The following is a 22,555-nucleotide window of genomic DNA, read 5'->3' on the forward strand; positions in this document are numbered from 1 at the left end:
CGAATATATAATTAATCATAATTTTTAGAAAAACCAAACATCTACTCAACTCATTATTTTATGGAATCCGCACCTTTTTTGCTCGTGAATGACCAGCCGATTTCCCTTGAACAGGCTTTAAAATATCTGCAATCTTCTGGTAAACTTACTTCTTTTATCGGAGAGATTCTCCGCCATTATGTTATAGAACAACAACTACAAACAGTCAAGTTAGATATTAGCTTGGCGGCAATTGAGCAAGCAGTGATTGATTTTCGGTTGCAGCGAAATCTAGCAGATGCCAAGAGTTTTCAAGAATGGCTGGCTCGTAACAGAATCGACTACGAAACATTCCACCATCAGGTGAAATCTGGCTTTCAGTTAACAAAGCTTAAAGATCAGATTGCAGAGCCGAAACTGCAAGAATATTTCATTGAACGCAAGCTATTTTTGGATCGAGTTGTACTCTCTCGTCTTGTGGTAGCTGAACAAGAATTAGCTGAGGAATTATATACCCAAATTGGGGAGGGAGCCAGCTTTGAGCAATTAGCTCAAGAGTATTCTCTCACAGATGATCGAATTGTAAATGGCATGATGGGACCTGTCAGCCGAGGAACGCTCCCAGATCAAATCCGAGCCGTGATTGATACCGCGAGTCCAGGGCGATTAGTGGGACCATTAAAACTTGAAGAACGTTGGACTTTGTTTCGAGTTGAGCAATTCCTTCCAGCCTCGTTAGAAGATAGTCAGCTAAAGGAAGCACTACAAAATGAACTTTTTGAGCAATGGCTAGCACAGAAAATTCAAAATTTAACGGTCAAACTGCAAATCAGTTGAGTAGTGTTGAACTCGCTAAAATTTTACCTCGGAATATTCCACCTCTGAGCTTGCTGACACCCGAACGGCAAGCGAAATTCCAAACGCAAGCCGAAATCCGCTACTACAGGTTGGGGGAAAAAATTTGGTCTACAGATCGTCCAGGCGACCAGTTTTTAATTGTGTCTGGAAAGGTGCGTTTGCGGGAAGAAGGAGTGGCGAAACCGCTAACAACTTTAGAGGAGGGAGATTGGTTCGGTGACTTGCAGCAACTCCTGGGACAATTCAAAGCGGTAGCCTCTAGCAAAGAAGTTGTGGTAGTGCGCTGGGATACTGCGTTATGGAATGAAGCTTCATCACCAGAACTGGATAGCTTCTGGAACCAATCTAGCGGCGTGAAATCTAGCGGCGAAAAGGCAAAGATAGAAGCCGAACCCAGGATACCTGTAAGTAATTATCCGTTTGTTTCTAGCCCTAACTCAGCGGCTGCCTGCTTAGCGATGGTGGCGCAACATCTACAAAATCCAGCTTCTCTAGAGTGGATAAAACGTCAGCTGCGGGGACAACGCCCCAGACATCTTGTGGAAGCCGGTGAGAAATTAGGGCTACAGATGCGACGCTTGGTAGTATCCGGGCGCGAATTGCCGCAGCTATCTTTTCCCGCTTTGTTGCATTGGAACGAGGAACATTGGGTGGTGGTGTACGAAGTAAAAGGCGATCGCGCGATCGTCGCTAACCCCCTCAACCCCAGTCAAACTTGCGAAAGTATTCCTCTTCCCTCACTTGAAGCTGCTTGGGATGGGCAACTGTGGCAAGTTGAAGCAATTCAGCGACAAGACAAATTTAACCTCAGTTGGTTCTTACCGGCAGTTTGGCGTTACCGGAGTTTACTGGGAGAAGTGCTGGTTGCGTCTTTCACGTTGCAGCTGTTGGGTTTAGCGACGCCAATCATCACTCAGGTGATTATTGACAAGGTGATGGTGCAGGAGAGTCTGCCGACTTTGGATGTGATGGCGATCGCGCTTTTGGGCGTTGCTATCTTTGAAGCGATTCTGGGCATCTTGCGGCTATTCATATTTACTCACACTGCAAGACGCCTAGACCTCAGTTTATCCGCTCAATTGTTTCGCCACTTGATGCGGCTACCTCTGGCTTATTTTGAGTCTCGCCGCGTCGGAGATACTGTAGCGCGAGTACAAGAACTGGAAAATATTCGCCAGTTTCTCACCGGCACGGCGTTAACTGTCATCTTAGATAGCGTCTTTGCCGTTGTCTACCTGGCGCTGATGTTTTACTACAATGTCAAGCTTACCTTCGTTGCCTTGGCAGTGATTCCGCTATTTGCAATCTTGACATTAGTAGCGACGCCGATTCTCCGGAACTGGCTGAATGAAACCTTTAACCGCAGTGCGGATAGTCAATCGTTTCTGGTAGAGACAGTGACGGGAATTCATGCAGTGAAGGCTCATGCAGCCGAAAGAACCGCACGCGATCGCTGGGAAGGTTTATTTGCCCGCTTTATTCGCACCGGCTTTAAAGCTTCTACCACCTCCAACATCAGTAACAATATCGGTGACTTTCTCACTAATCTTTCCAACTTACTCATTCTCTGGTTTGGAGCCGCGCTAGTCATTGACCATAAGCTCACAATTGGTCAGCTAGTCGCTTTTCAAATGCTGGCTGGAAGAATGACCGGGCCACTTTTACGCTTAGTGCAATTGTGGCAAAATCTCCAACAAGTTTTACTTTCTGTAGACCGCATTGGAGATATTCTCAATGTAGCCCCCGAAGCCGAACCCGGATCTGGTCTAGTTCTTCCGACTCTAAAAGGTGAAGTTACCTTCGATCGGGTTTTCTTCCGCTATCAACCCCATCAAGAACCAATCCTGCGAGGAATTACCTTCACCGTTCAACCGGGAATGTTTGTCGGCATTGTTGGGCGAAGTGGCTCTGGTAAAAGTACCCTTTCTAAGCTTTTGCAACGACTTTATCCAATTGAATCTGGTCGCATTTTCATTGATGGGTTTGATATTAAAAATGCTGATTTAGCATCTGTCCGCCAACAAATTAGTGTGGTTCTCCAAGAAGACTTTCTCTTTAACGGTTCTATCTTGGAAAATATTACTTTAGGCAATTCAGATATTACCACCGAACAAGTTGTAGAAGCCGCACGATTAGCTGTCGCCAATGACTTTATCAGCGAATTAACCCACGGTTACGAGAATAATGTCGGAGAACGAGGCACTGCTTTATCTGGCGGTCAGCGTCAGCGAATTGCCTTAGCTCGTTTATTCTTATCTCAAGCTCCTATTTTAATTCTCGACGAAGCGACAAGTGCCTTAGATAGCGAAACAGAGCAGCAAGTTTTACAAAATTTACAAGCAATTTCCCAAAACCGTACAGTTTTTATGATTGCCCACAGATTTGAGCCACTCAAGCGGGCAGATTTGATTTTGGTGCTGGAGAAAGGGGTACTAATGGAACAAGGAACTCATCTAGAATTGATGCAAAAAAAAGGGCTGTATTGGTTGCTTTACCAACGTCAGCAGCCATCCGTTTAAAGACTGCTTAAAATCATTTCCCTTTCAAGCAATCCCCGCAGTAGGCAGACTAAACGAGTGCCATGCTAAGGCAAACAAAATTGCAGCGATCGCGCCAATGAATGTATTTATAAAATTCACTACTTCGTTGGTAAGCCAACTATAGCGAGATTGCAGCGTAGCACCGATGACACTTTCCAAATTGGTGGCAATAAACGCTGCCAGTACGCACCAAACCACCCCGATGAGATCGATCGTACCAACGCCCCAGCCAACAAAAGCGATCGCAACAGATGCCACCACTCCAGCCATTGTCCCTTCTAAAGAAACCGCCCCTTCTGTTCCCCTGGCTACGGGTTGTAAGGTAGTAATCAAAAACGTCCGTTTACCATAAGCTTTCCCGACTTCACTGGCGCAGGTATCCGAAAGTTTAGTGCTAAAACTGGCTACGTAGCCTAGCACTAAGAAAGGCACCCATTGGGGTTGCCCTAAATAACTCACCAGTAGCGTTCCTAAGGCGCATAGAGTGCCCGTGAGCGCGGAACCCCAGACATTCTCCGGCCCCCGCGCCCCAGAGCGTTTCTCGGCAATTCCCTCGGCTTCTTTTTGAGCCATGCCGATGCGCGTGACGGCAGAGCCTACGAGAAAATAGAACATGACGACTAAATATCCCTGCCAACCGAGGGTACCCCAGATAATGACGCCCAGCGCCCAAGCGTGGAGGAATCCGGCGGGAGTGAGTAACTTTTTAGGGGCAAAATAAGCGATCGCTAACAAAACTGTATTCAATCCCACTCCAACTAACCAGGGATTGAAAGAATTAATTGTAGAGAGCATCTGTAAAAATCTTGAATTCATAACACTCTTTCAGAATACTCTCGCCCGTGACAGAGGCGCAAAAAGGAACCGCAGGTGAAGGATTAGTAAAGCACAGCACTCAGATATTACCGATGAACCCAACAATCTTTCATCTTGCTTTTCCCATCTCCGATGTTGCCCAAGCCAAAGCGTACTACGCCGATGGACTCGGCTGTATAGTAGGGCGTGAAACCCGCGATGCCTTAGTTCTGAATCTCTACGGTCATCAGCTTGTAGGTCACGTTAGCAAAGAACCGATTACCCCGCAACGAGGGATTTATCCCAGGCACTTTGGGCTGGTTTTTACATCAATTGCTGATTGGGAAAGCTTGCTAGAACGGGCACAACAGCGATTGCACTTTTATCAGCAGCCGAAACATCGCTTTCCCGGTCAACTCACCGAACATCGCACCTTCTTCCTCGAAGATCCGTTTTATAACCTGATGGAGTTTAAATACTACTCTCATGCCGAGGCAATTTTCGGGGTTCGGGAGTATGCCGAGATTGGCGATTCTCATTAGGAGACGCTACACTCTTGCGCTTCAGCGGTTCTAAAAGTGCCTTTTCCACAGCCTTAACCCCTTTGGCATCTGTAATCATCCACGGGTGCAGCAGTACCGGCACCTGTAGGTTTTGACCTACGGGCATTTGCGAACTATTTGGTGGCAGAATGATTAAATCAAAAGGCGTCCAGATCGAGGTAAAATTCAGCTGCTCCAGCATAGCCACATCCCGATTCAAATCCTGTAGAAAAGCGCTATCAGGGCGCATCTGAACGCAGCCAAGCCCATTGTGAAAGTAGCCCGCCCAAGTTCCGTGGTTTGGCGCTGATATAGTAATGAAGCGCTGCACCCGGTTAATGCCCCCTAGTCGCTGCACGTAGTAGCGGCTAACGATGCCTCCCATACTGAAGCCGACCAAATCAAATGGTTGGTCGGGTGCAAAGGTCTTGGCAACGTAATCAGCAACCTGCTGTGCCAGAGAATCCAGACCCATCTCACCATTATTGGGGAGGAGACTGAGGTCGTATACAGACCAGCCTTGCTGTGCCAGGTAAGGAGCCATTTTATGGAATACAGCCGCTGTGTCGTTGATACCGTGAATTAGCAATACGGGATTGCGCTTATGGGCACTGTTCATTTTGCCAGGAATTAATCTCATATAGTTCCAGCTTAGACATGAGCGATCGCTGCTGGGGTTGGTTTAGGACAGCCTGCCGAGTGGCTGTGGCTCCAAATCTGAGATCAATGTAAATTCTTGCAACAAAAGAGCGTTTTCCAGGGAGAATCGGCTGGGTAACTGTACTTAGCGAAACAAAATTTGTAAATTTTTGTGAATAACTATCTGGGAATCTTGCGTTTGTCCGCCGTAAAACTTCATAATTCGATCTGGATTGCAATGGTAGAAACGCTTTATCCATATTGTAGAGCGGCTGCTTTCTGAGCTGAGCAGTTGGGTTTATCCTTGGCGATACCAGTCTTGCATCAAAATTAGAATAGCTTGCTCCAATGTTTCGGTAATCAGTCAACGTCCTCATTTAAATGTCAGGAGTAATAGTAAATGTTTGGTTTTATCAAAAAATTGTTGGGCGGCATTGCCGCTTTCTTCGGTGGAATTTTTCGCTCCAAGAAATCTGAGGAAAATGAAGCTGGCGCTGCTCTACCTCGTAAAAAGTCTGGCGGATACTACATGGAGATAGACGAGTCTAAAGACACAAAACCAGATGCCGAAAAGAATCAGAAGAAGCCAGAATCAGTCAAAGCTCTAGCCTCTGAAGGAGTGCAGAAGATTCAATCAGCCACAGCCGAACTTTCGGAACTACCGAAGGCAGCACTAGCTACAATCGCTGCACCTTTTTCTGATGATAAATCTGATGATAAAAAGGATTCATCAAAGCCTCAAGAAAGCTCAAAATCTGTAGCGGCTGCATCAAAGAAAACATCAAGGAAGGCATCAAAGCCTCAAGAAACCTCAGAATCTAAAGAGGCTCAACGACCCCCAGTAGAGCTAATTCAAACAGCTGAAGGTGTTGAGGCAGTGCCTGCTGAGAAATCAGCAACGCCTATCAACGGCAAGGTTCAAAGCCAACCCGATACCACGTTTGCTCCGAAATATTTGAATCCAATTTCCAGCTCTAATAGTCGTCGGCGTCCCGGTCCCAGCATGAGCAACTTCATGGACATGGCGCGTCAGGTGAAAAAATAATCAAAAACTAAAAATTAAAAATTAGCAGGCTTGTTGTCTAATTTTTAATTTTGCGTTTTTAATTCTTTGACCCTCTGAGGAAAACCAGCCCACTGTACAGTTGGAAAGTTGGGTCCCAGAGGGTTTCTTCGCGCCGAAATAAGTCGATATGAGACTTGAGACTTTTTAGCATTTCTGTGCGATCTAGCGCAGTTTGAGCAAAATCTGTAAAATCTGCCCAAATCGGCGTCTGAGCCAAATGTTGTTCTAGAAAATGGAGTAAATTGTTCCAGTTACTGCGGTTGGTAGCCTGATTGGCTTGAGTCGGCTGCTGTGGATTGAAGGAAATCCCCTGCCCAAACTGGTAGTTGCTATCGCAAAGGCGAAGAATACTGCGTCTGGAAGGAAGATGCAGGTCGATCAATTGGGCATAGTCTTGGGTTTGAGTTTTCCATTGCAGTTGGCGACGGGCATCTTGGTCGATGACTTCTCCAAAGATTGGTAAGAGTCCTTGCACTTGTTGTCTGACTTCTGACCAGTTGAAGGTCAGAGAACCTATCTGACCGTGTTCGTTTTGGCAAACGACGCTAGCTTGTGGGGAAGCAGAGAGGAAATGGCTGACGCGAAAGACGTTAAGTTTCCGAACATCCGCAAGGCTTGCCCAGAAGTTGGGAATTTCAGCTTGCTGCATCTGTTGACTGTAGAATCGCAGTTCTCCTACCGGACCAGTACGGTACAACCGCCAGCCGCGACTGGGAAGTTGTAGCCGTGCGGTGTAGGGGTCTAGCTGCACGATTCGAGCCAACTGTTGGGCGGCTACTGGTTTCTTTTCGGCGCTGACGGCTTCTAAGACTAAAACGCCTGCTTCTGTGTCTTCTGGGGAGGCGGTGGCTTGAGCGATCGCGTCTCGTCTTTTTTGTTGGGCGATCGCTTCTAAACGCCCCAATCCTTGACGAGTTTGAGTCATAATCTTGGGATTGGTGGTTTCCCGTAGCAGCTGCCGATAGGCATTTTCTGCCGCCTCTAACTTGCCCGTTTCTTCGTACAGCCGTCCTACATAAAACTGTACTAAGGGATTTTGCGGCATCTGTTTTACCAGATGGTTGAGTAACCAGGCAGCGGTTTTATAGTCTTTGCGCTCGAAAGCTTCCGCAAGTTGTTCAAGCATTACAGTAATTAAAAATTAACAATTAAAAATTAAAAATCGAAGCATCCTTCATTTCTAATTGTGCATTGAGCGGTACCTTAAATCTCTCTGATTTCTGATTCCCATGCCGCAGCTACTATGGACAAGGCGACCATTGGAGCGGTGATGGCTCGCAGGACACGACGCCCTAAGGAAACGGGTTGGAAGTCAGCAGCGATCGCTTGTTCGACTTCTGCTGGTGTCCAGCCTCCCTCTGGCCCGATGGCGATGACAATCGTTCCTTGTCCTGTGTTCTTCAGCTCATCTGTTGCACCTGAACAACCTAACCCCCCAGCCCCCTTCCCTAAAAGGGAAGGGGGAGTCGGACTCCCCTCCCCTTTTAGGGGAGGGGTTGGGGGAGAGGTCTCTTGCGGCAAGATATGAATCAAGCAATCGAGTAAATGGGGAGAATCTCCACGAGCAACGCAGATATAATTCTTGTCTCTTATCGAAGAAGAATTACTCTTGAGTGAAGACAAAGCAGCAGAAAAGGAAACGGGTTCTAAAATTGTCGGGACGATTTGACGTTCTGATTGCTCAGCTGCTTCTTGGGCAATTCGCCGCCAGCGTTCGAGTTTCTGGGGACTGGGATTGAGCAGAGTGCGATCGCTCATGACGGGCGCAATGGCTACCACCCCTAGCTCGGTACTGTAGCGCACCACTTCATCAAAGCCGTTTTTTGGCAACGCCACCATCAGCGTCATTGAGCAGGGTAACTCGGTTTGGACGGAAATCGGCTCTAGAAGCTGCCCCTGATTCGCCTCCAGCTTAGCCAGCCACCAGTGACCCCGTCCATCCATTGCAATAAAGCGATCGCCCTCCCGCAACCGCAACACCCGACTGAGGTAATGCTGTTGTTCGGCAGTCAGGATAATTTGCTGGTTTTGAAATTGAGAGGGAGCGATCGCTAATCGTTGCAACTGAGCCAATCTATTTTCCCACTGAGAGCAGACTTTCTGATTTTATCGGAAGGAACCTTCTTGGGCTTTAATTTCCACTTGGTGAACGTCTACTGCTTTGGTGCCATCTACTTTGGCAGCAACCGCTTCGACATGACTCAAAATTGATCGATTAGGTACAGAACCCGTGAGGATAATCGTGCCACCGTCTTGAGCGATTTCCAGAGTCTCAATATGTTTGATGTTCGGATCTTTATCAAATGCAGCAGCAACGCGCTTGGCTAATCCGTTGGCATCATATTCCCCCTCAAATCCCATGTATTCTGGCAATGTCGGAGGTTTATGCATTCCAGCCTTCTCGCGCAACTCCCAGTCATACTCACCCGTAAGTCCTGGACTCATTTGTTCCTCGACAGCCTGAGCGTCATGCTTGCTGTCTTCTTCTTTGCTAGTATTTTTTTGTCCAAACTGCCTTTCTAACCAAGTCATAATTATTGTTCGTCTCCTAACGGAGTTTTATATTTTCTATTACACATTTATCCTAGTTCTAATTACATCTCTCATCAGGAATCAGCCATCGGATATAGGATAAATTACTGTTTATTATCTAAAAATTAGCCGGAATTTACGTGCATTTGTCAACTATTTTTTTAAAATTTAATATATAGCGGTTGGCAATTGGGTGAGGTACACCTGTAAGGGCTTTCGCATTCTTGCAGATAAATCGGTTAATCCAATATTTTTAAACAAGAATGGGAAAGCCCCTACGCACTCACAAGCCTAATTGTTGTATTTCATCCAAATGAGAAACGCTATAACTACGAATTCAAAAAAAATATTAATTGATCGAGTGTTGGCAAAAAACAAGCCAAATAAGCACAACAGAGGGACTGCGCCAGTAATCCCGATAACATTGATGAAAGATTAAGATATCTACAATACATACCATCTTAATTACATTACCAAGCCAGTAGACGCGGATTGATTCCTAAAAATTGTCAAATTAACCTTTGAAGTTTTAGCTCATAAAGATGGTAATGCTGCCTAAAGAGAGGGGAAATGCTGGAAAAAGACCCTCCAGTAAAAGAATGGAGTGCAACCCATGCAGACTGAACCGATCACCGTATTGCTTGTGGAGGATAACCCTGGCGATGCCCGTCTGGTGCGGGAACTGCTGCGGGAAGTGAATGCTCCCCAGATAAAGCTGCTCCACGTTCAAAAGCTCACAGAAGCCCTGGATTGCCTTGTCAGTTCAAAAGGGTTGAACGTTCAAAAGTTGAAGATTGAAGGGTTTAATCAACCTACTAACCAGCAACCTTCCGAGCCTCTCGGCTCTAGCCTCTCACCATCTATAGGGGTGATTTTGTTAGATTTATCGCTGCCGGATGGTCAGGGTTTAGAAACCGTGAGGCGAGTCCGCAATGCTGTACCAGAAGTGCCGATTGTGGTGATGTCAGGACTAGCCGATGAAGCGATCGCTCTTTGTGCCGTGCAAGAAGGAGCGCAAGACTATCTCGTCAAAGGTCATGCCGACAGCCATCTGCTGATCCGCACCGTGCTATATGCGATTGAGCGTCAGCGGATGCAGATACGACTCCAACAAACCCAGCAAGCCTTGCAGCAACAACTGGAGCGAGAAGCCTTGGTAAACCGCATCACTACCGCCTTGAATTCCAATCTCGATCCAAAATCAGTCGTTGATGAAATTGTCCGACAGACGGCAGTCCCGATGAGCTGCGATTTCTGCATGGTAATCCGGGACTTGTCGGAATCAAACCAAATTTACATTGAAGCTGAGTATTGGCCCCATTTGTCAGATGCCGTAAAGCCGATTTATCAATCACCTCTACAAGGGACAACCCTGCCCTTAGAAGGCTGGGAAACGGTGCGAAGCGAGTTACTCCAAAACCGCCCGGTAGCCATTGCAAACACTACTGACTTTTGGTTTACCCCAGCCTACCAAGAGCTTTGCCCGGAAACTAGACCGAGTGCGATGCTCCTGGCTCCCATCTTCGTCAGGGAGCAATTCTACGGCTATCTGGTCGTCGGCTCGGTCAAGCCGCGATCGCCGTTCTTAGAATGGGAAATCCAACTGCTGCAACAGTTGGCTGGACAGACAGCGATCGCTCTCTACAATGCCCAAGAACTTGAACAGCTTGAAAGCCTGGTTCAGGAGCGCACTCAGCAACTCGCTCAGGAAAAAACACTGCTGGAAGCCATTCTTAATTCCATTCAAGAGGGAATTACTGTCACCCAACCCGACGGTCAAATCGTGCTGTTAAATCAGGCGGCATTGCAGATATATGGTCTTGTCGGGAATGGTGTTACACCTACCTCCGCACCAGGCTCTGTGCCTCATGTCAAGAATTTTTTAACTAAATTAAAAGTCCGTAACCCAGATGGTTCCCGTCCTCGTCGGTCAGAGCTACCTCTCACGAGGGCACTTCAAGGGGAAGTTTTTACCGATCAGGAACTGGTGGTACACAGTCTCAATGGAGAGCGCAAGTGGGTGAGTATCAATGGGGCGGCAATCTGCAATGAAGCGGGGAAAGTCTTGCTGGCGGTCAATACGACGCGAGACATTACCGAGCGCAAACAAGTAGAAAAGGCACTGCGGGAATCGGAAACCAAATTCCGGACGCTCTATGAATCAACCAGCGCGGCGGTGATGCTGTTGGATGAACAAGGATTTCTTGATTGCAATAGTGCAACCCTACAGCTATTTGGCTGTAATGACTTGGAGGAGTTTTGCGGGAAACATCCCAGCAAATTATCGCCGCCAACTCAGCCCGATGGTCAAGATTCCCTGAGTTTGGCTTGCGATCGCATTACCACCGCCCTAACAGAAGGCAACTGTCGCTTTGATTGGATTCATCGGAAGTGGGATGGCACAGATTTCCCGGCGGAGGTGATGCTAACGGCAATCGAGTTGGGCAACCGAAAAGTGCTGCAAGCGGTTGTGTATGACATTAGCGATCGCATGAACAAAGAAATCGAACTGCGTGAAGCGAAAGAAGCGGCAGAAGCGGGAAGTCGAGCAAAAAGTGAATTCCTTGCCACCATGAGCCACGAACTCCGAACGCCCCTCAATGCCATCTTGGGACTCTCCCACATTATGCGGCAAGAACTTTTTGGCACGCTCAATGACAAACAGAAAGAATATGTCACCTGCATTAACAACAGTGGCGAACATCTTCTATCGCTAATTAACGATATTCTTGACCTTTCTAAAGTCGAAGCAGGCAAAGAGCAACTCTGTCCGATGCCAATCATCGTGCCCAATTTGTGCGAATACGTCATCACGATTATGCGGGAGCAAGCCTACGAACGGGGGCTACAACTCACCAGTAAAATTGACCCAGAAGTTGATGTTTGTGTCGCCGATGAACGGCGTCTGAAGCAGATGTTATTGAATCTGCTATCGAATGCAATTAAGTTCACACCATCGGGTAAAGTTTCCCTGATTGTGCAAAAGCAGCCTGGAGGCATTGCGTTTACTGTAGCGGATACGGGCATTGGCATTGCCCCAGAGAAGCTGCCATTGTTATTTGAGCCATTTCGCCAATTGGACAGCGGACTGAACCGACAGTTCGCTGGCACTGGTTTGGGGTTGTCACTGACTCGCAGTTTAGCCCGACTTCATGATGGAGATGTGACGGTTGCCTCAACGCTAGGAAAAGGCAGTGAATTTACCTTATATCTGCCCGATGTGAGCGATGAATCAGCCTCCATCTACCAGCTTCCAGGCGAGAGGGACGATTTTTCAGTCTCTTCTGGACTGAACAATGGCGAGTTAAGAGTCGCCGCTAACCCTTTTTCTGTACCTGGCAAAGGACGAATTCTAATTGTGGAAGACGATGAAACTAGCGGGTTGCTGTTGCAGGACTATCTACAAATTGTGGGTCACTGTGTCGAGTATTTGCTCGATGGTACGGATTTCCTCCAGCGAGTGCGAACCTTTAAGCCTCATCTGATTTTATTGGATGTAAATTTAACAGGTGGCTACAGTGGGTTAGATTTACTGAAAGACTTGAGGCAGCAGCCGGAACTGGAAAAACTGCCAGTGGTAATGGTGACGGCACAGGCAATGCTGGATGACCGAGAGTGTTGTTTAGATGCTGGTGCCAATGATTATCTAAGCAAGCCGATAGGCATTCCTCAGTTGGAGTTAATCTTGATGAGATATCTCAATTAAAAATTACAAATTACAAATTACAAATTACAAAACATTGAAGGTTGAGTTATGGGTTAGATTTCTGGGTAGAAACGATAATTGGGCCAATAATCCTTGTCAGTTCTTCAACTTCGGTTTGGAGTGGCAAAAGTGCTGCTTGAGATAGAACTTCTGTGACAATCAGCAGCCGCAACCAATAATGAGTTTCGCGGGCTTCCTTGAGTGCGATCGCCATCTTACTCAAAAAATCAGCCCTACTTTGCCCCGCCCGTGCTTCTTGAACATTAGCCCCAATGGATGTTCCCGACCTCAACAGCTGATTGCTAAGAGTCCTTCTTACACCTGGTTTCTCATCTAAGTGCTGACACAATCTCACCTAGTCTAGGCAGGATGCCCGCACTGTAATCTCTGATTCAGTGGCGGGAGGAATGCCGCGTAGATTGCAGCGCGATAGGTGAACCATGTTTGACGCGAGAATCTATCAGCGCTGCAATCTACAAACTCTTATGCTGCAAACCGACTATTTCTCGTCGGATTGTCTATGATATTCACAAGTGAGCTTTTAGGACTCATGGAATCAACGATTACGCTAGTTTGCTTCCTCAACCCAACGCCAGAGCAGGCAGATAAAATTGATGCTCTGTTACAAGCGTTTGCGGATGGCTGCAACTATACGAATCAAGAAGTGGATTCCAAGATTACCAACAAAGCAACGATTCAAACGTTGGTCTATCGTGACTTACGGGCTAAGTTTGGGCTAAGTTCCAATCAAGCGGTTCGAGTTTGCGCCAGAGTTGGAGCAAATCGTAAAACCGCAAAGTCGAAAGGGGCTATCGTAGAAGCGTTTTCTCCGACCAGTGCTGATTACGATGCTCGGATCTTCTCGTTTCGCGAGAAAGACTGGACGGCATCATTAACGCTTTTGGGCGTAAGAGAACGGTTCAAGTTGATGATTGGCAACTACCAGCGAGGCAAACTCAAAGGTAAGAATCCAACATCAGCAACCCTTTGCAAGCACCGCGACAGCAAATATTATCTGCATATCTGCGTCGATATCCTTAGCGATGATCCATTGCCATCAGGAAAGGTCATCGGTGTTGATTTAGGCAGGCGCGATATCGCTGTAATGTCTACGGGTCAGAGTTTTTCAGGCAAGCCAATAACGGAGGTTAGAGATCGGCATTCCAGGGTGAGAGCTTCTCTGCAACAGAAACGCTCGAAGGGCACAAGAACCACGCGCCGTAGGGTGAATGGGATCTTGCAACGGCTATCGGGTCGCGAGAAGCGATTTCAAGCTTGGGTCAACCACAGCATCAGCAAAAAGATTGTGTCTGAAGCTGTTCAAACCGCGTCGAGTATTGCACTGGAAGACTTAACCGGAATTCGGGAACGCACCAATGAGCAGCCCAGAAACAAAACAGAGCGACGACGCTCTAACTCATGGGCGTTCCACCAGTTGCGAACTTTTATCCAATACAAAGCGGTGATTGCTGGCGTGAAGGTTGATCTGATTCCGCCTGCTTATACGTCTCAAACGTGCGCGAAATGCCTGCATATCGGGCTAAGAAGCGGCAAGACGTTTAAGTGTAGGCATTGCGGCAACCACGATGATGCTGATGCAAATGGCGCAAAAATGATTGAACTTTGGGGCTGTGCTGTAAACCAGCCTAGAGGCTCGGAGATTCTAAGCTGTCGCTTGGATGAACCAGGGCTACTGAAAGCCTACACCATACCCGCTTAGGGTTGGTGTAGGTAGTTTACTATCCGAACTGCAAACGCAAATGTACGCTCGCAAATGTCTTTCTTCATCTTTCTTGTGACATTTTTATTTTTGATTCTGCCTTTTAATCCTCTTAATTTTTAATTTTTAATTTTTAATTTTTAATTCTTCCCACGTCTGCCAAGCTTTTACGAGATTGCCTTGCATGAGCATTGCCACACCATTAAGGGCTTGAAGTTCAGATAAGTTAGGGTTGATGGCAAGGGCTGGTTTCAAAGCTTTTTGGGCGTCTGCGGGATGCCAATCGTAAAGATGGACAAAGGCGAGATAGGCATAAGCATAGGGATTTTGGGAGTCGAGCTGAACGACTCGTTCTAAGGCAGCGATCGCACCTTTTACTTGTCGCTTCAGAGCCTTTGACAGAGCCAGCGCGTATGCCCAATCCCGGTTTTGCGGTTCCTGTTGCAGCCGATATTCCAAGGCGGTTAAGCTCTGATTGAGATAGTCTTGAATGGGATCGTACTGGTTGATGCGCCCAGTTTCTTCAAATACCGACTCTAGAGCGTCTGTTCCTTGGGGTAAGGTAGCGGCTAGAGTCCGCAGATGTGTGAGCAAATCCAATTCAGGCGCGGGTGTGGCGGCTGCTAGGGGTTCAATCTTTAGTGTCACGGGTGGCACCTGGATTGGGTACGTTTCACCCGTTTGTCGGTTCAGATAAGTCGCCTCCAGAGTGTAAATTCCAGCCGATATATTTGCTGGAGGCAGCATCGCCATCTTTTCTATCACTCGAAAACCATCAGCAGAACGCCCAGATGGAAGAACTTCTGGATACAATGCTCCCATGCCAATCCCGTGATCGTGCAGCCAGCGATAATCTGGACTCGTAGGCGAGGTTTGAAGACTCGCAGGCGAGGTTTGAAGACTCACAGGCGAGGTTTGAGAACTGACGATTGAGGATTGAAGACTCACGGGCGAGGATTGAAGACTCACGGGCGAGGATTGAAAACTCACGGGCGAGGATTGAGAACTGACGATTGAGGATTGAAGACTCACGGGCGAGGATTGAAGACTCGCGGGCGAGGATTGAGAACTGACGATTGAGGATTGAAGACTCACGGGCAAGGTTTGAAGACTCACGGGCAAGGTTTGAAGACTCACGGGCGAGGATTGATCGCTCATTCGCCAAGTCAGCAGCACTAAACCGGATTGCAACTGTTCCCAAGAACCAGACCATTCGTAGGTGACAGGTACGGGAATCCCTGGTGGAGCATTGTCAGGTACTGTCAACCGTTCTAGACTGACTTGAGTATGGGGTTCTGATAATAGTGGTTGTACCTGGATGGGCGGCGTTTTGCGATGATAGAGTTTCAGAACACTGTCATCGGGTAAATCCCAAGTCTTGTGCAACTGGAAATCCGAACCTTGTTCTACAGTTTGGACGATGATTGCTTGCGCGTCTGGAATCGATCCTTGCTTGCCAGTTTTCGTGAGGAACCAAGAAAGCGATCGCGCATCTTGAGCGACAAACTTCTTTCTGGTTCCCACCTGACGCCCATACACCTGAAAATTTTCTAAAGCACCGTAGTAATTGAAATTGTGCTGGTTAATTTTTGCGGTTGAGGGTAATACTCCCAGTGTCGAACGCAGATAAGGTTCGGTTTGAATAATTTGTGCGATCGCTTGTTGGTGAGGCCATTTTTCTCCCAGATAAACTGGATGCTGAGCGTAGGGACTGAGGACTTGCCTTAAATTGGAAAACATCCCTCCCACCGGAAACAAGTTCAGAAACATCAGCAGCACCGCCAAACCAACCGTTCCCCAACGGATGTGATGTTTCCAGCGCCCTGTCTGGCGTGTCAAACCATAAGCTAAAAATAGCGCCACCACCGGCAAGTAAGGCAAGACATAGCGAGAATCCTTATTGATATTCAGCGAACAAAGCAAATAAGCTCCCACCCAAAACACCGCCAGCCAAGCAATTGAATTAAAAGTTAAAAATGAACAATTAAAAATTGAAGAATTCTCATTTTGAGTTTTTAATTTTTTAATTGAATAGATCAGCAATCCCACAATCGGAATGAGTAACAAAGGCCAGGATACATGGTAAGGGAGAATTTTCCAGTAGTAAGTCCAGGCGTCTAGAGTATTGAGGGCGGGATCTCCCTCAGCGATCGCTGAATCCACTGTCGCCCGTTTTCCAGCCGTCAGCATCAGCAGCCAATTGGTGCGATACCAAGGACCAAATACCAAAACCGACAGCAGCAACCCAGTAACCAGCTGCGCCAAACGTCCCCATGCCCGGTGCCGAATCGTACCAAACCCCACCCACAAAATCGGCGTCAACAAAAAGAACAGCGCTGTCTGCTTTACCATTAGCGCCAGCCCCAAAGAAAGCCCAAACGCCGCCGCCCAAACCCATTCTCTTCTCTGCGCCCTCTGCGCCTCTGCGCCTCGACAATTCCGCCAAACCGTCAAGCAAAAGAAACTCAACGTCACAACAGCTGTCAGCGGATAATCCAGCAAAAAATCCAGACGATATTGATAGATGCCCGGTAACAATTGGCACAGCCCAGCCGCCCATAAACCGACTTCAATGCTAAATAGCTGGACGCCCAAACCATAAACAGAACCCAAAAGCATCGCACTGAATAGCAACTGAACCAGCGTGGCTTGATCCGCCCCCGTACCAAAGAGATGCTGGACGATAGCAGTCGCAATGTAGGTCAAAGGCGGCACTTTGGATGTCAAAAGCCAAAAACTTGTCCACCACTCGCCTGAAAACCACTGGGGTTGTTGCAAAGCCCTCCAGTAGTTCAACGATCCAGTCAAGTAATCCGCCTGATCCCAAGCTGGCACCGAATGGTCAAGAGTAAACCAAATGCGATCGCTTACTGCCCCCACCAGCCAAATGATCCCTAGAACTAGCAGACTTTTATTTTTAAACTTAGTGATTTTATCTTTATCGGTCACAAAATCCAGATGGGTTCTCCTAACTTCTTTCTCATCTTGACATGAGGAATCCCTGCTTCCTCTAATCTTTTTCCCATTTACTCCAATCCATTTTTTATATAAAAGTTACCCCTACCCTTGAGCAGAAAACATTTTTTTGTTTTATTGATGGAGTATAGAAACCCTTTTCTATAAAGCTATCACTCTCTAAAAAACTATGACATCTAACTAAGGCACACATTAATTTTTCACTACTTTCCAAAGCTTTCGTTTGTAAATAGGCTTTATTGTGTCGTTATGGTTTATCTGTAGCCCTGATAGCAATGTCTTAGAAGGGCTGAATAAAAATGTATCGCTAAAACCATCTACAATTTTTGGTATCTTTGGTTCAATTACTAGCTGGAAACGCACTTTATTATCCAACAAATGACTCAGAGAAAGGATATCACCATGAGAAGAATCACTAATCACCAGCGGAGAATCAGCTTGGTTAATCATCCGAGCAATTTGAGCATTTTGCGAGTTATGAAACTTATTCCACCAACCTTCTGCTTGAGAACTGGTCGCACATGATAGAACTCCACATGAAAATAATAAAATTATTGCAACCCTCCCTATTTTTCTTTGTTTATTATTAACATAAAATTTTATCTTATTAGCCAATAGATAAACAACAGCTATCTGAATACCTAAATAAAACGGGGTTAGATATCGAGCAACACTTGACCAACGCCCTCCCTTTATTATATCTGGTAGTAATAAGGCTAGGGCTGTTACTCCCATTAAAGTGAATATAAAAACAAAAGCCTGCTTTGTAGCGTTGCGATAGAGGAAATAAATGGAATAGCCTACCAAAATTAAAATAAAAGGAATTAAATATGTAAGTGGATTGTTTAAATTAAATTTAATATCTAGGAAAACATGAATTAGGTTAAGTACCCAAATTTTAACCATATCTAACCAGGAGATTTTTTCTGCTGTCCAACTCATTGAACTATGATGAGCGAGGATAAAAAAAAACCAAGGCGTAAAAATTACAACTCCTACAACAGATGCAAACAAATAAGAAAGAGTTGTTTTATTCAATCGCCAGCTTGCAGTTATAGCTACATAGAGTCCATGTCCAATTAAAACTAATGCAGAAAACAAATAAGTATAGAGACTAACTACTACAGTTACCGCATAGATTACCCAACCAATTTTGGTTTTTAGCCGTATAGCTTGCAGCAGAGCCGCGCTTGATAGTAGAATTGTCACTATCCACAAACTATACTCTCGTGCTTCCTGTGCGTACAGGACGTGAAAGGGTGAGACAGCTATCAGTGCGATCGCGATCCATCCTACTAAAGGTGACTCAAATAATTCTAGACACAGCCAGTAAATGCAAGGGAACGCTAGCAAGCTAATGACAGCAGACAAACTTCTCGTCACTGCCACTGAATTGCCAAAAAGCTGCACCCAAAACCGCGCCATTATGAAATAGAATGGTGGATGCTCTGGGGAATCTAACGATAAAGAACTAACAGTATCAATTAAGCCTTTTTCAGGATTGGGGTACTGATACTTTAATAAATCTTCGACGCCAACTTCACTACCATTGAAGACTTGTTGATATAACTCGTCTTTAGTAAAGCCAGAAATTGTTAGTGAGGTAAGAGTCTCATCGTACCAGTAAACTTTTTTATCAAGATTGACGAATCGAAAAAATACACCCAGCACTAACAGAACGATGATTAAGAACCGTAACCAAGTCGGAGGAAGTGCCCAAGTCAACTTTAGTTGGTTGTCCATATATCAAAATTATTTAATTTTTAAGAATCAAAAGTTGCTAAAATCCTAAATATTCAACCTAATCTACTGGATAGTTTCGGTTAATAGTTAGTCGTTTAGGTAGGTCTGCAATTAACGTACAGATGCGTTAATAGTAGCTGCACCAACCAACAAAAAACGACTCATCATTCTGTGCAAGTTAGATGCAGACAATCTTATAATTCAAAGCCAATCTTTACTAGATTTGTCAAAGTTTTAGTATAGAATTGCAAAAAACTGGCAATTTTTTAGGAAAATTTAATAAATATGCCCGTGAGAGTGAGGGAAAAGTCAGTCAAAAAAAATAAGGGCATCACCGAGTATGCGATCGCCCTTATCACCATATTTCAGGATGTTGAACAGATGAGCAGAGAATTAACCACTTTGGAGGCTGGTTTCTCTAGCGACTAGAATGATGCTCTAATCGACTCCTTCAATAGGAGCAAATCCTTGGCGTTGGATATTTTCTGTCACCACGCGGGGTTCGAGGAATTGTAGCAAGTAATCTGGGCCACCTGCTTTAGAACCGACACCGGAGAGTTTGAAACCACCAAAGGGCTGCCTTGCTACAATTGCGCCAGTGATGCCACGATTGATGTAAAGATTGCCCACTTCAAATTCGCTTTCAGCTTGTTGAATGTGGGAAGGTGTGCGCGAATATAGACCGCCGGTAAGAGCGAAGTTGGTGTTATTAGCAACCGCGATCGCTTCCTCAAAATTCTTCACCCGCATGACTGCTAGAACCGGACCAAAAATTTCTTCTTGGACAATTGTCGCCTCTGGCGGGACTTCTGAGAAAATCGTCGGACCGACAAAATAGCCGTTGTTGGGTGCGGACATTTCCAGCGCCACTTTGGCTTCCTGACGCCCTTTCTCGATATATCCCAAAATGCGATCGCGTGCGGTTGCATCAATCACGGGGCCAACTTGGGTGCTGGGTGCCTCCGCAGGGCCAACATTGAGCGATCGCGTCGCTTCCACCAAACGCTCCACAAAGGCATCATAGATGGGTTCTAGAACAATTACCCGCGAACAAGCCGAACACTTCTGTCCGCTGTAACCAAAGGCGGAATGCACCACACCTTGCACAGCTTGGTCGAGATCGGCACTTTCATCGACAATAATGGCATTCTTGCCACCCATTTCGGCAATTACCCGCTTTAGGTGTTTTTGCCCTGGTTGTAAAATCGCCGCATCGGCGTAAATCCGACAGCCGACTTCCTGAGAACCCGTGAAAGTAATCATCTGGACATCGGGATGCTTCACCATATAAGCACCCACCGTTGAACCCTTTCCGGGTACGTATTGAAACACCCCACTAGGAATGCCTGCTTCTACCAGAATTTCACTGAGTTTCGCTGTAATCACCGATGAAACTTCAGCCGGTTTGAGAAGCGTACAATTTCCCGCCACCAGCGACGCCACTGTCATGCCGGTGGGAATCGCCAAGGGAAAATTCCAAGGGGAAATAATCAGAGAAATCCCTCGTGGCTGGTAGTTATAGCGGTTGGTTTCCCCCGCGATGTCATAATTGTGCCCAGCATCCAGCCGTTCCATTTCGTCGGCGTAGTAACGGCAGAAGTCTATCGCCTCGGAAACTTCACCATCGCATTCCCGCACTGGCTTACCAACTTCTAATACCATGCACGCGGATAATTCGGCGCGGCGTTTTTCCATCAAATCTGCTGCTTTACGCAACACTCCAGCCCGTTCTGGCACCGGAGTCCGCCGCCAACTGGTAAATGCTGCTTTTGCGGCTTGGATAGCCTGTTCTGCCTGTTCTACGCTAATCAATCCGATTTTGCCAACCACCTCACTGGGGTTGGAAGGATTCACTGAATCGACGATTTGGGAAGTGTTTACATATTCACCGTCGATTAGAGGTAAATAGGTTTTACCCAACTGTTCGCGCATAGTTTGCAAGGCTTGTTGCGATCGCTTCCTTTCCTCCGCCTCAGCATAATCCGTATCCGCCGCATTCGGGAATTGTCCCTGCTTTTTAAGGGGGGGTTTGGGAGAATTTACCACTGGCGGTGCTAACAATTCCTCAATCGGGCGCTCTTCCAAATTTTGCCGCAAGAATGAACTATTGGCAGTATTTTCCAGCAACCGGCGAATCAAATAAGCCATTCCCGGTAGCAAATCCCCATAAGGACAATACACCCGCACCCGATAACCTTTATCGACGAGAGCTTTTGCCAGCTTATCGCCCATGCCGTACAAAACTTGCATCTCAAAGCGACGGCGGGGAATTTTCAAACTTTCAGCAATCGCGATCGCCCGCGCTTGCGATCGCACATTATGACTGCCAATTGCCGCGTACAAATACTCATGATTTTCCAGCAACAGCTGGGTCATCTTCTCAAAATTGGCATCGGTTGCAGTTTTGTCGTTGTAAACTGGCACTTGCCAATCTTTCTGCATCGCCTTGATAGTTTCTTGATCCCAGTACGCCCCTTTTACCAAGCGCACTGTCAGGGGATAGCCACGCTGTTTCGCCCAGTCAATCAAGCCGCGCAAATCTTGTTCGCTGTCGCGCAGATAAGCTTGCAGCGTTATCCCTAGATCCGTGCGACTCCGGAACTCCTCTTCCATCAACAACTGTTTCAGGATCGAGAGCGTCAAATCTTTGTAGGCATACTGTTCCATATCAAAGTGAACGGCAGCCCCCAACGCTTGGGCGCGACGTAATAGAAGCCGGATGCGATCGCTCACTCGCTCCTCACTCCCCTTGGCATCCAACGGATCGAACTGCGAATAAAACGCTGTTAACTTGACAGATACCTGAACTTGTGGTAACTCTTCTCCATCTGCTTGGTCAATTGTCGGCACCCGCGTCCACGTCTTCGCCGCTTCCGTCAGCTGCTGCATCAATTCCAAATATCTGTCTAAATACGACTGCGCCTCAGCTTCCGTAATCACCGCCTCCCCCAACAGGTCGATGGTGAAAGCCATTTTCTCCTTACGCAATCGCTCAACCGTCTTAATAACCTGTTTAATGCTTTCCCCAGCGATATATTTATGCGCTAAGGTTTCAACTGCTGTATTCACTGTTGTCGCTGCTACCTGACCGGGCATCGAGTCTGGAGAAGCAAAGTTGAGCATCCCTTTCAGATTCGCCGGTAATTCAACCGACTCATCCGCCAGGTATTCTTGCAAGTGACGAGCAACTTCCGGTTTGCTATGCAGCGCAGGCAGACAGTCAATGAAGCGAAACAGCTGCACCCGCAAACCAGGGTTGCTCATTGCCCAGGCAAGTAATTTATCATCCCAGCGCATTTGGTCGCGCATTTGGGCAAACAAGGAGCGATTTTCTCTCGTTGCTGCCAACAGCTGTTTGGCAATTTCTTGGGTCTTGACTTCGTAGGTGCTATCAGATATTTGTACAACCACAGCTGGCAGACTCCTAATTCAGGATAAAGGCAACAATGCTGGGAACCC

16 protein-coding genes are annotated in these 22,555 nt (G+C 46.7%); 7 read left to right on the top strand and 9 right to left on the bottom strand.

Annotated elements, in window-relative coordinates:
- Positions 1-60: 60 nt before the first annotated feature.
- Both ACFW2W_RS25065 and ACFW2W_RS25070 read left to right on the top strand, forming a co-directional pair.
- Complete coding sequence (locus ACFW2W_RS25065; protein ID WP_378184488.1) at positions 61-816, top strand: peptidylprolyl isomerase; 756 nt, start codon at positions 61-63, stop codon at positions 814-816.
- A complete protein-coding gene (locus ACFW2W_RS25070; protein ID WP_378184489.1) occupies positions 765-3,356 on the top strand; it encodes a type I secretion system permease/ATPase in 2,592 nt (863 codons plus the stop codon). The genes ACFW2W_RS25065 and ACFW2W_RS25070 overlap by 52 nt, the downstream gene beginning before the upstream one ends.
- Positions 3,357-3,380: 24 nt before the next feature.
- Here the strand turns inward: ACFW2W_RS25070 and ACFW2W_RS25075 are convergent, their stop codons facing one another.
- Positions 3,381-4,172, bottom strand: a complete 792-nt coding sequence (locus ACFW2W_RS25075) for a TIGR00297 family protein (RefSeq protein WP_378184667.1) — start codon at positions 4,170-4,172, stop codon at positions 3,381-3,383.
- Positions 4,173-4,285: 113 nt separating this feature from the next.
- Between ACFW2W_RS25075 and ACFW2W_RS25080 the strand changes: the two genes are divergently transcribed.
- The gene (locus ACFW2W_RS25080) at positions 4,286-4,714 is read left to right on the top strand and encodes a VOC family protein (RefSeq protein WP_378184669.1); all 429 of its coding nucleotides are present in this window, start codon (positions 4,286-4,288) and stop codon (positions 4,712-4,714) included.
- Here the strand turns inward: ACFW2W_RS25080 and ACFW2W_RS25085 are convergent.
- Positions 4,644-5,354, bottom strand: coding sequence for an esterase/lipase family protein (locus ACFW2W_RS25085; RefSeq protein WP_378184490.1), 711 nt, complete (start codon positions 5,352-5,354; stop codon positions 4,644-4,646). The genes ACFW2W_RS25080 and ACFW2W_RS25085 overlap by 71 nt on opposite strands.
- A gap of 399 nt (positions 5,355-5,753) precedes the next feature.
- Between ACFW2W_RS25085 and ACFW2W_RS25090 the strand changes: the two genes are divergently transcribed.
- Positions 5,754-6,398, top strand: coding sequence for a hypothetical protein (locus ACFW2W_RS25090; RefSeq protein ID WP_378184491.1), 645 nt, complete (start codon positions 5,754-5,756; stop codon positions 6,396-6,398).
- A 58-nt stretch (positions 6,399-6,456) separates the two neighbouring features.
- On the opposite strand, the gene ACFW2W_RS25095 is transcribed toward ACFW2W_RS25090, so the two are convergent.
- The 3 genes from ACFW2W_RS25095 to ACFW2W_RS25105 form a co-directional block, all read right to left on the bottom strand.
- The gene (locus ACFW2W_RS25095; protein ID WP_378184492.1) at positions 6,457-7,545 is read right to left on the bottom strand and encodes a tetratricopeptide repeat protein; all 1,089 of its coding nucleotides are present in this window, start codon (positions 7,543-7,545) and stop codon (positions 6,457-6,459) included.
- 77 nt (positions 7,546-7,622) lie between these two features.
- Positions 7,623-8,492, bottom strand: coding sequence for an RsmE family RNA methyltransferase (locus ACFW2W_RS25100; protein ID WP_378184493.1), 870 nt, complete (start codon positions 8,490-8,492; stop codon positions 7,623-7,625).
- Between the two features lie 33 nt (positions 8,493-8,525).
- Positions 8,526-8,951, bottom strand: coding sequence for a BON domain-containing protein (locus ACFW2W_RS25105; protein ID WP_378184494.1), 426 nt, complete (start codon positions 8,949-8,951; stop codon positions 8,526-8,528).
- A 613-nt stretch (positions 8,952-9,564) separates the two neighbouring features.
- On the opposite strand from ACFW2W_RS25105, the gene ACFW2W_RS25110 reads away from it, so the two are divergent.
- On the top strand, positions 9,565-12,657 hold the full coding sequence (locus ACFW2W_RS25110; protein ID WP_378184495.1) for a response regulator: 3,093 nt from the start codon (positions 9,565-9,567) through the stop codon (positions 12,655-12,657).
- A 46-nt stretch (positions 12,658-12,703) separates the two neighbouring features.
- Here ACFW2W_RS25110 and ACFW2W_RS25115 read toward each other — a convergent pair whose 3' ends face one another.
- Positions 12,704-13,012, bottom strand: a complete 309-nt coding sequence (locus ACFW2W_RS25115; RefSeq protein WP_378184496.1) for a four helix bundle protein — start codon at positions 13,010-13,012, stop codon at positions 12,704-12,706.
- Between the two features lie 195 nt (positions 13,013-13,207).
- On the opposite strand from ACFW2W_RS25115, the gene ACFW2W_RS25120 reads away from it, so the two are divergent.
- The gene (locus tag ACFW2W_RS25120) at positions 13,208-14,377 is read left to right on the top strand and encodes an RNA-guided endonuclease InsQ/TnpB family protein (RefSeq protein ID WP_378184497.1); all 1,170 of its coding nucleotides are present in this window, start codon (positions 13,208-13,210) and stop codon (positions 14,375-14,377) included.
- Positions 14,378-14,503: 126 nt separating this feature from the next.
- On the opposite strand, the gene ACFW2W_RS25125 is transcribed toward ACFW2W_RS25120, so the two are convergent.
- Both ACFW2W_RS25125 and ACFW2W_RS25130 read right to left on the bottom strand, forming a co-directional pair.
- Positions 14,504-17,326, bottom strand: coding sequence for a glycosyltransferase family 39 protein (locus ACFW2W_RS25125; RefSeq protein WP_378184498.1), 2,823 nt, complete (start codon positions 17,324-17,326; stop codon positions 14,504-14,506).
- A gap of 219 nt (positions 17,327-17,545) precedes the next feature.
- Positions 17,546-19,096, bottom strand: a complete 1,551-nt coding sequence (locus ACFW2W_RS25130; RefSeq protein ID WP_378184499.1) for a glycosyltransferase family 39 protein — start codon at positions 19,094-19,096, stop codon at positions 17,546-17,548.
- Positions 19,097-19,381: 285 nt separating this feature from the next.
- Between ACFW2W_RS25130 and ACFW2W_RS25135 the strand changes: the two genes are divergently transcribed.
- A complete protein-coding gene (locus tag ACFW2W_RS25135; protein ID WP_378184500.1) occupies positions 19,382-19,525 on the top strand; it encodes a hypothetical protein in 144 nt (47 codons plus the stop codon).
- Between the two features lie 9 nt (positions 19,526-19,534).
- Here ACFW2W_RS25135 and pruA read toward each other — a convergent pair whose 3' ends face one another.
- A complete protein-coding gene (gene pruA / locus ACFW2W_RS25140) occupies positions 19,535-22,507 on the bottom strand; it encodes an L-glutamate gamma-semialdehyde dehydrogenase (RefSeq protein ID WP_378184501.1) in 2,973 nt (990 codons plus the stop codon).
- Positions 22,508-22,555: the final 48 nt, after the last annotated feature.

The sequence above is a fragment of the Coleofasciculus sp. H7-2 genome (genome assembly GCF_042747725.1).
Taxonomy (GTDB): domain Bacteria; phylum Cyanobacteriota; class Cyanobacteriia; order Cyanobacteriales; family FACHB-T130; genus FACHB-T130.

Bases quoted from the DNA above. Each gene is read 5' to 3' on its own strand.
- ACFW2W_RS25135 (WP_378184500.1), top strand. From the start codon at position 19,382: ATGCCCGTGAGAGTGAGGGAAAAGTCAGTCAAAAAAAATAAGGGCATC.
- ACFW2W_RS25075 (WP_378184667.1), bottom strand. From the start codon at position 4,172: ATGCTCTCTACAATTAATTCTTTCAATCCCTGGTTAGTTGGAGTGGGA.
- ACFW2W_RS25120 (WP_378184497.1), top strand. From the start codon at position 13,208: ATGGAATCAACGATTACGCTAGTTTGCTTCCTCAACCCAACGCCAGAG.
- ACFW2W_RS25090 (WP_378184491.1), top strand. From the start codon at position 5,754: ATGTTTGGTTTTATCAAAAAATTGTTGGGCGGCATTGCCGCTTTCTTC.
- ACFW2W_RS25130 (WP_378184499.1), bottom strand. From the start codon at position 19,096: ATGGACAACCAACTAAAGTTGACTTGGGCACTTCCTCCGACTTGGTTA.
- ACFW2W_RS25085 (WP_378184490.1), bottom strand. From the start codon at position 5,354: ATGAGATTAATTCCTGGCAAAATGAACAGTGCCCATAAGCGCAATCCC.
- ACFW2W_RS25105 (WP_378184494.1), bottom strand. From the start codon at position 8,951: ATGACTTGGTTAGAAAGGCAGTTTGGACAAAAAAATACTAGCAAAGAA.
- ACFW2W_RS25110 (WP_378184495.1), top strand. From the start codon at position 9,565: ATGCAGACTGAACCGATCACCGTATTGCTTGTGGAGGATAACCCTGGC.
- ACFW2W_RS25095 (WP_378184492.1), bottom strand. From the start codon at position 7,545: ATGCTTGAACAACTTGCGGAAGCTTTCGAGCGCAAAGACTATAAAACC.
- ACFW2W_RS25065 (WP_378184488.1), top strand. From the start codon at position 61: ATGGAATCCGCACCTTTTTTGCTCGTGAATGACCAGCCGATTTCCCTT.
- ACFW2W_RS25070 (WP_378184489.1), top strand. From the start codon at position 765: ATGGCTAGCACAGAAAATTCAAAATTTAACGGTCAAACTGCAAATCAG.
- ACFW2W_RS25080 (WP_378184669.1), top strand. From the start codon at position 4,286: ATGAACCCAACAATCTTTCATCTTGCTTTTCCCATCTCCGATGTTGCC.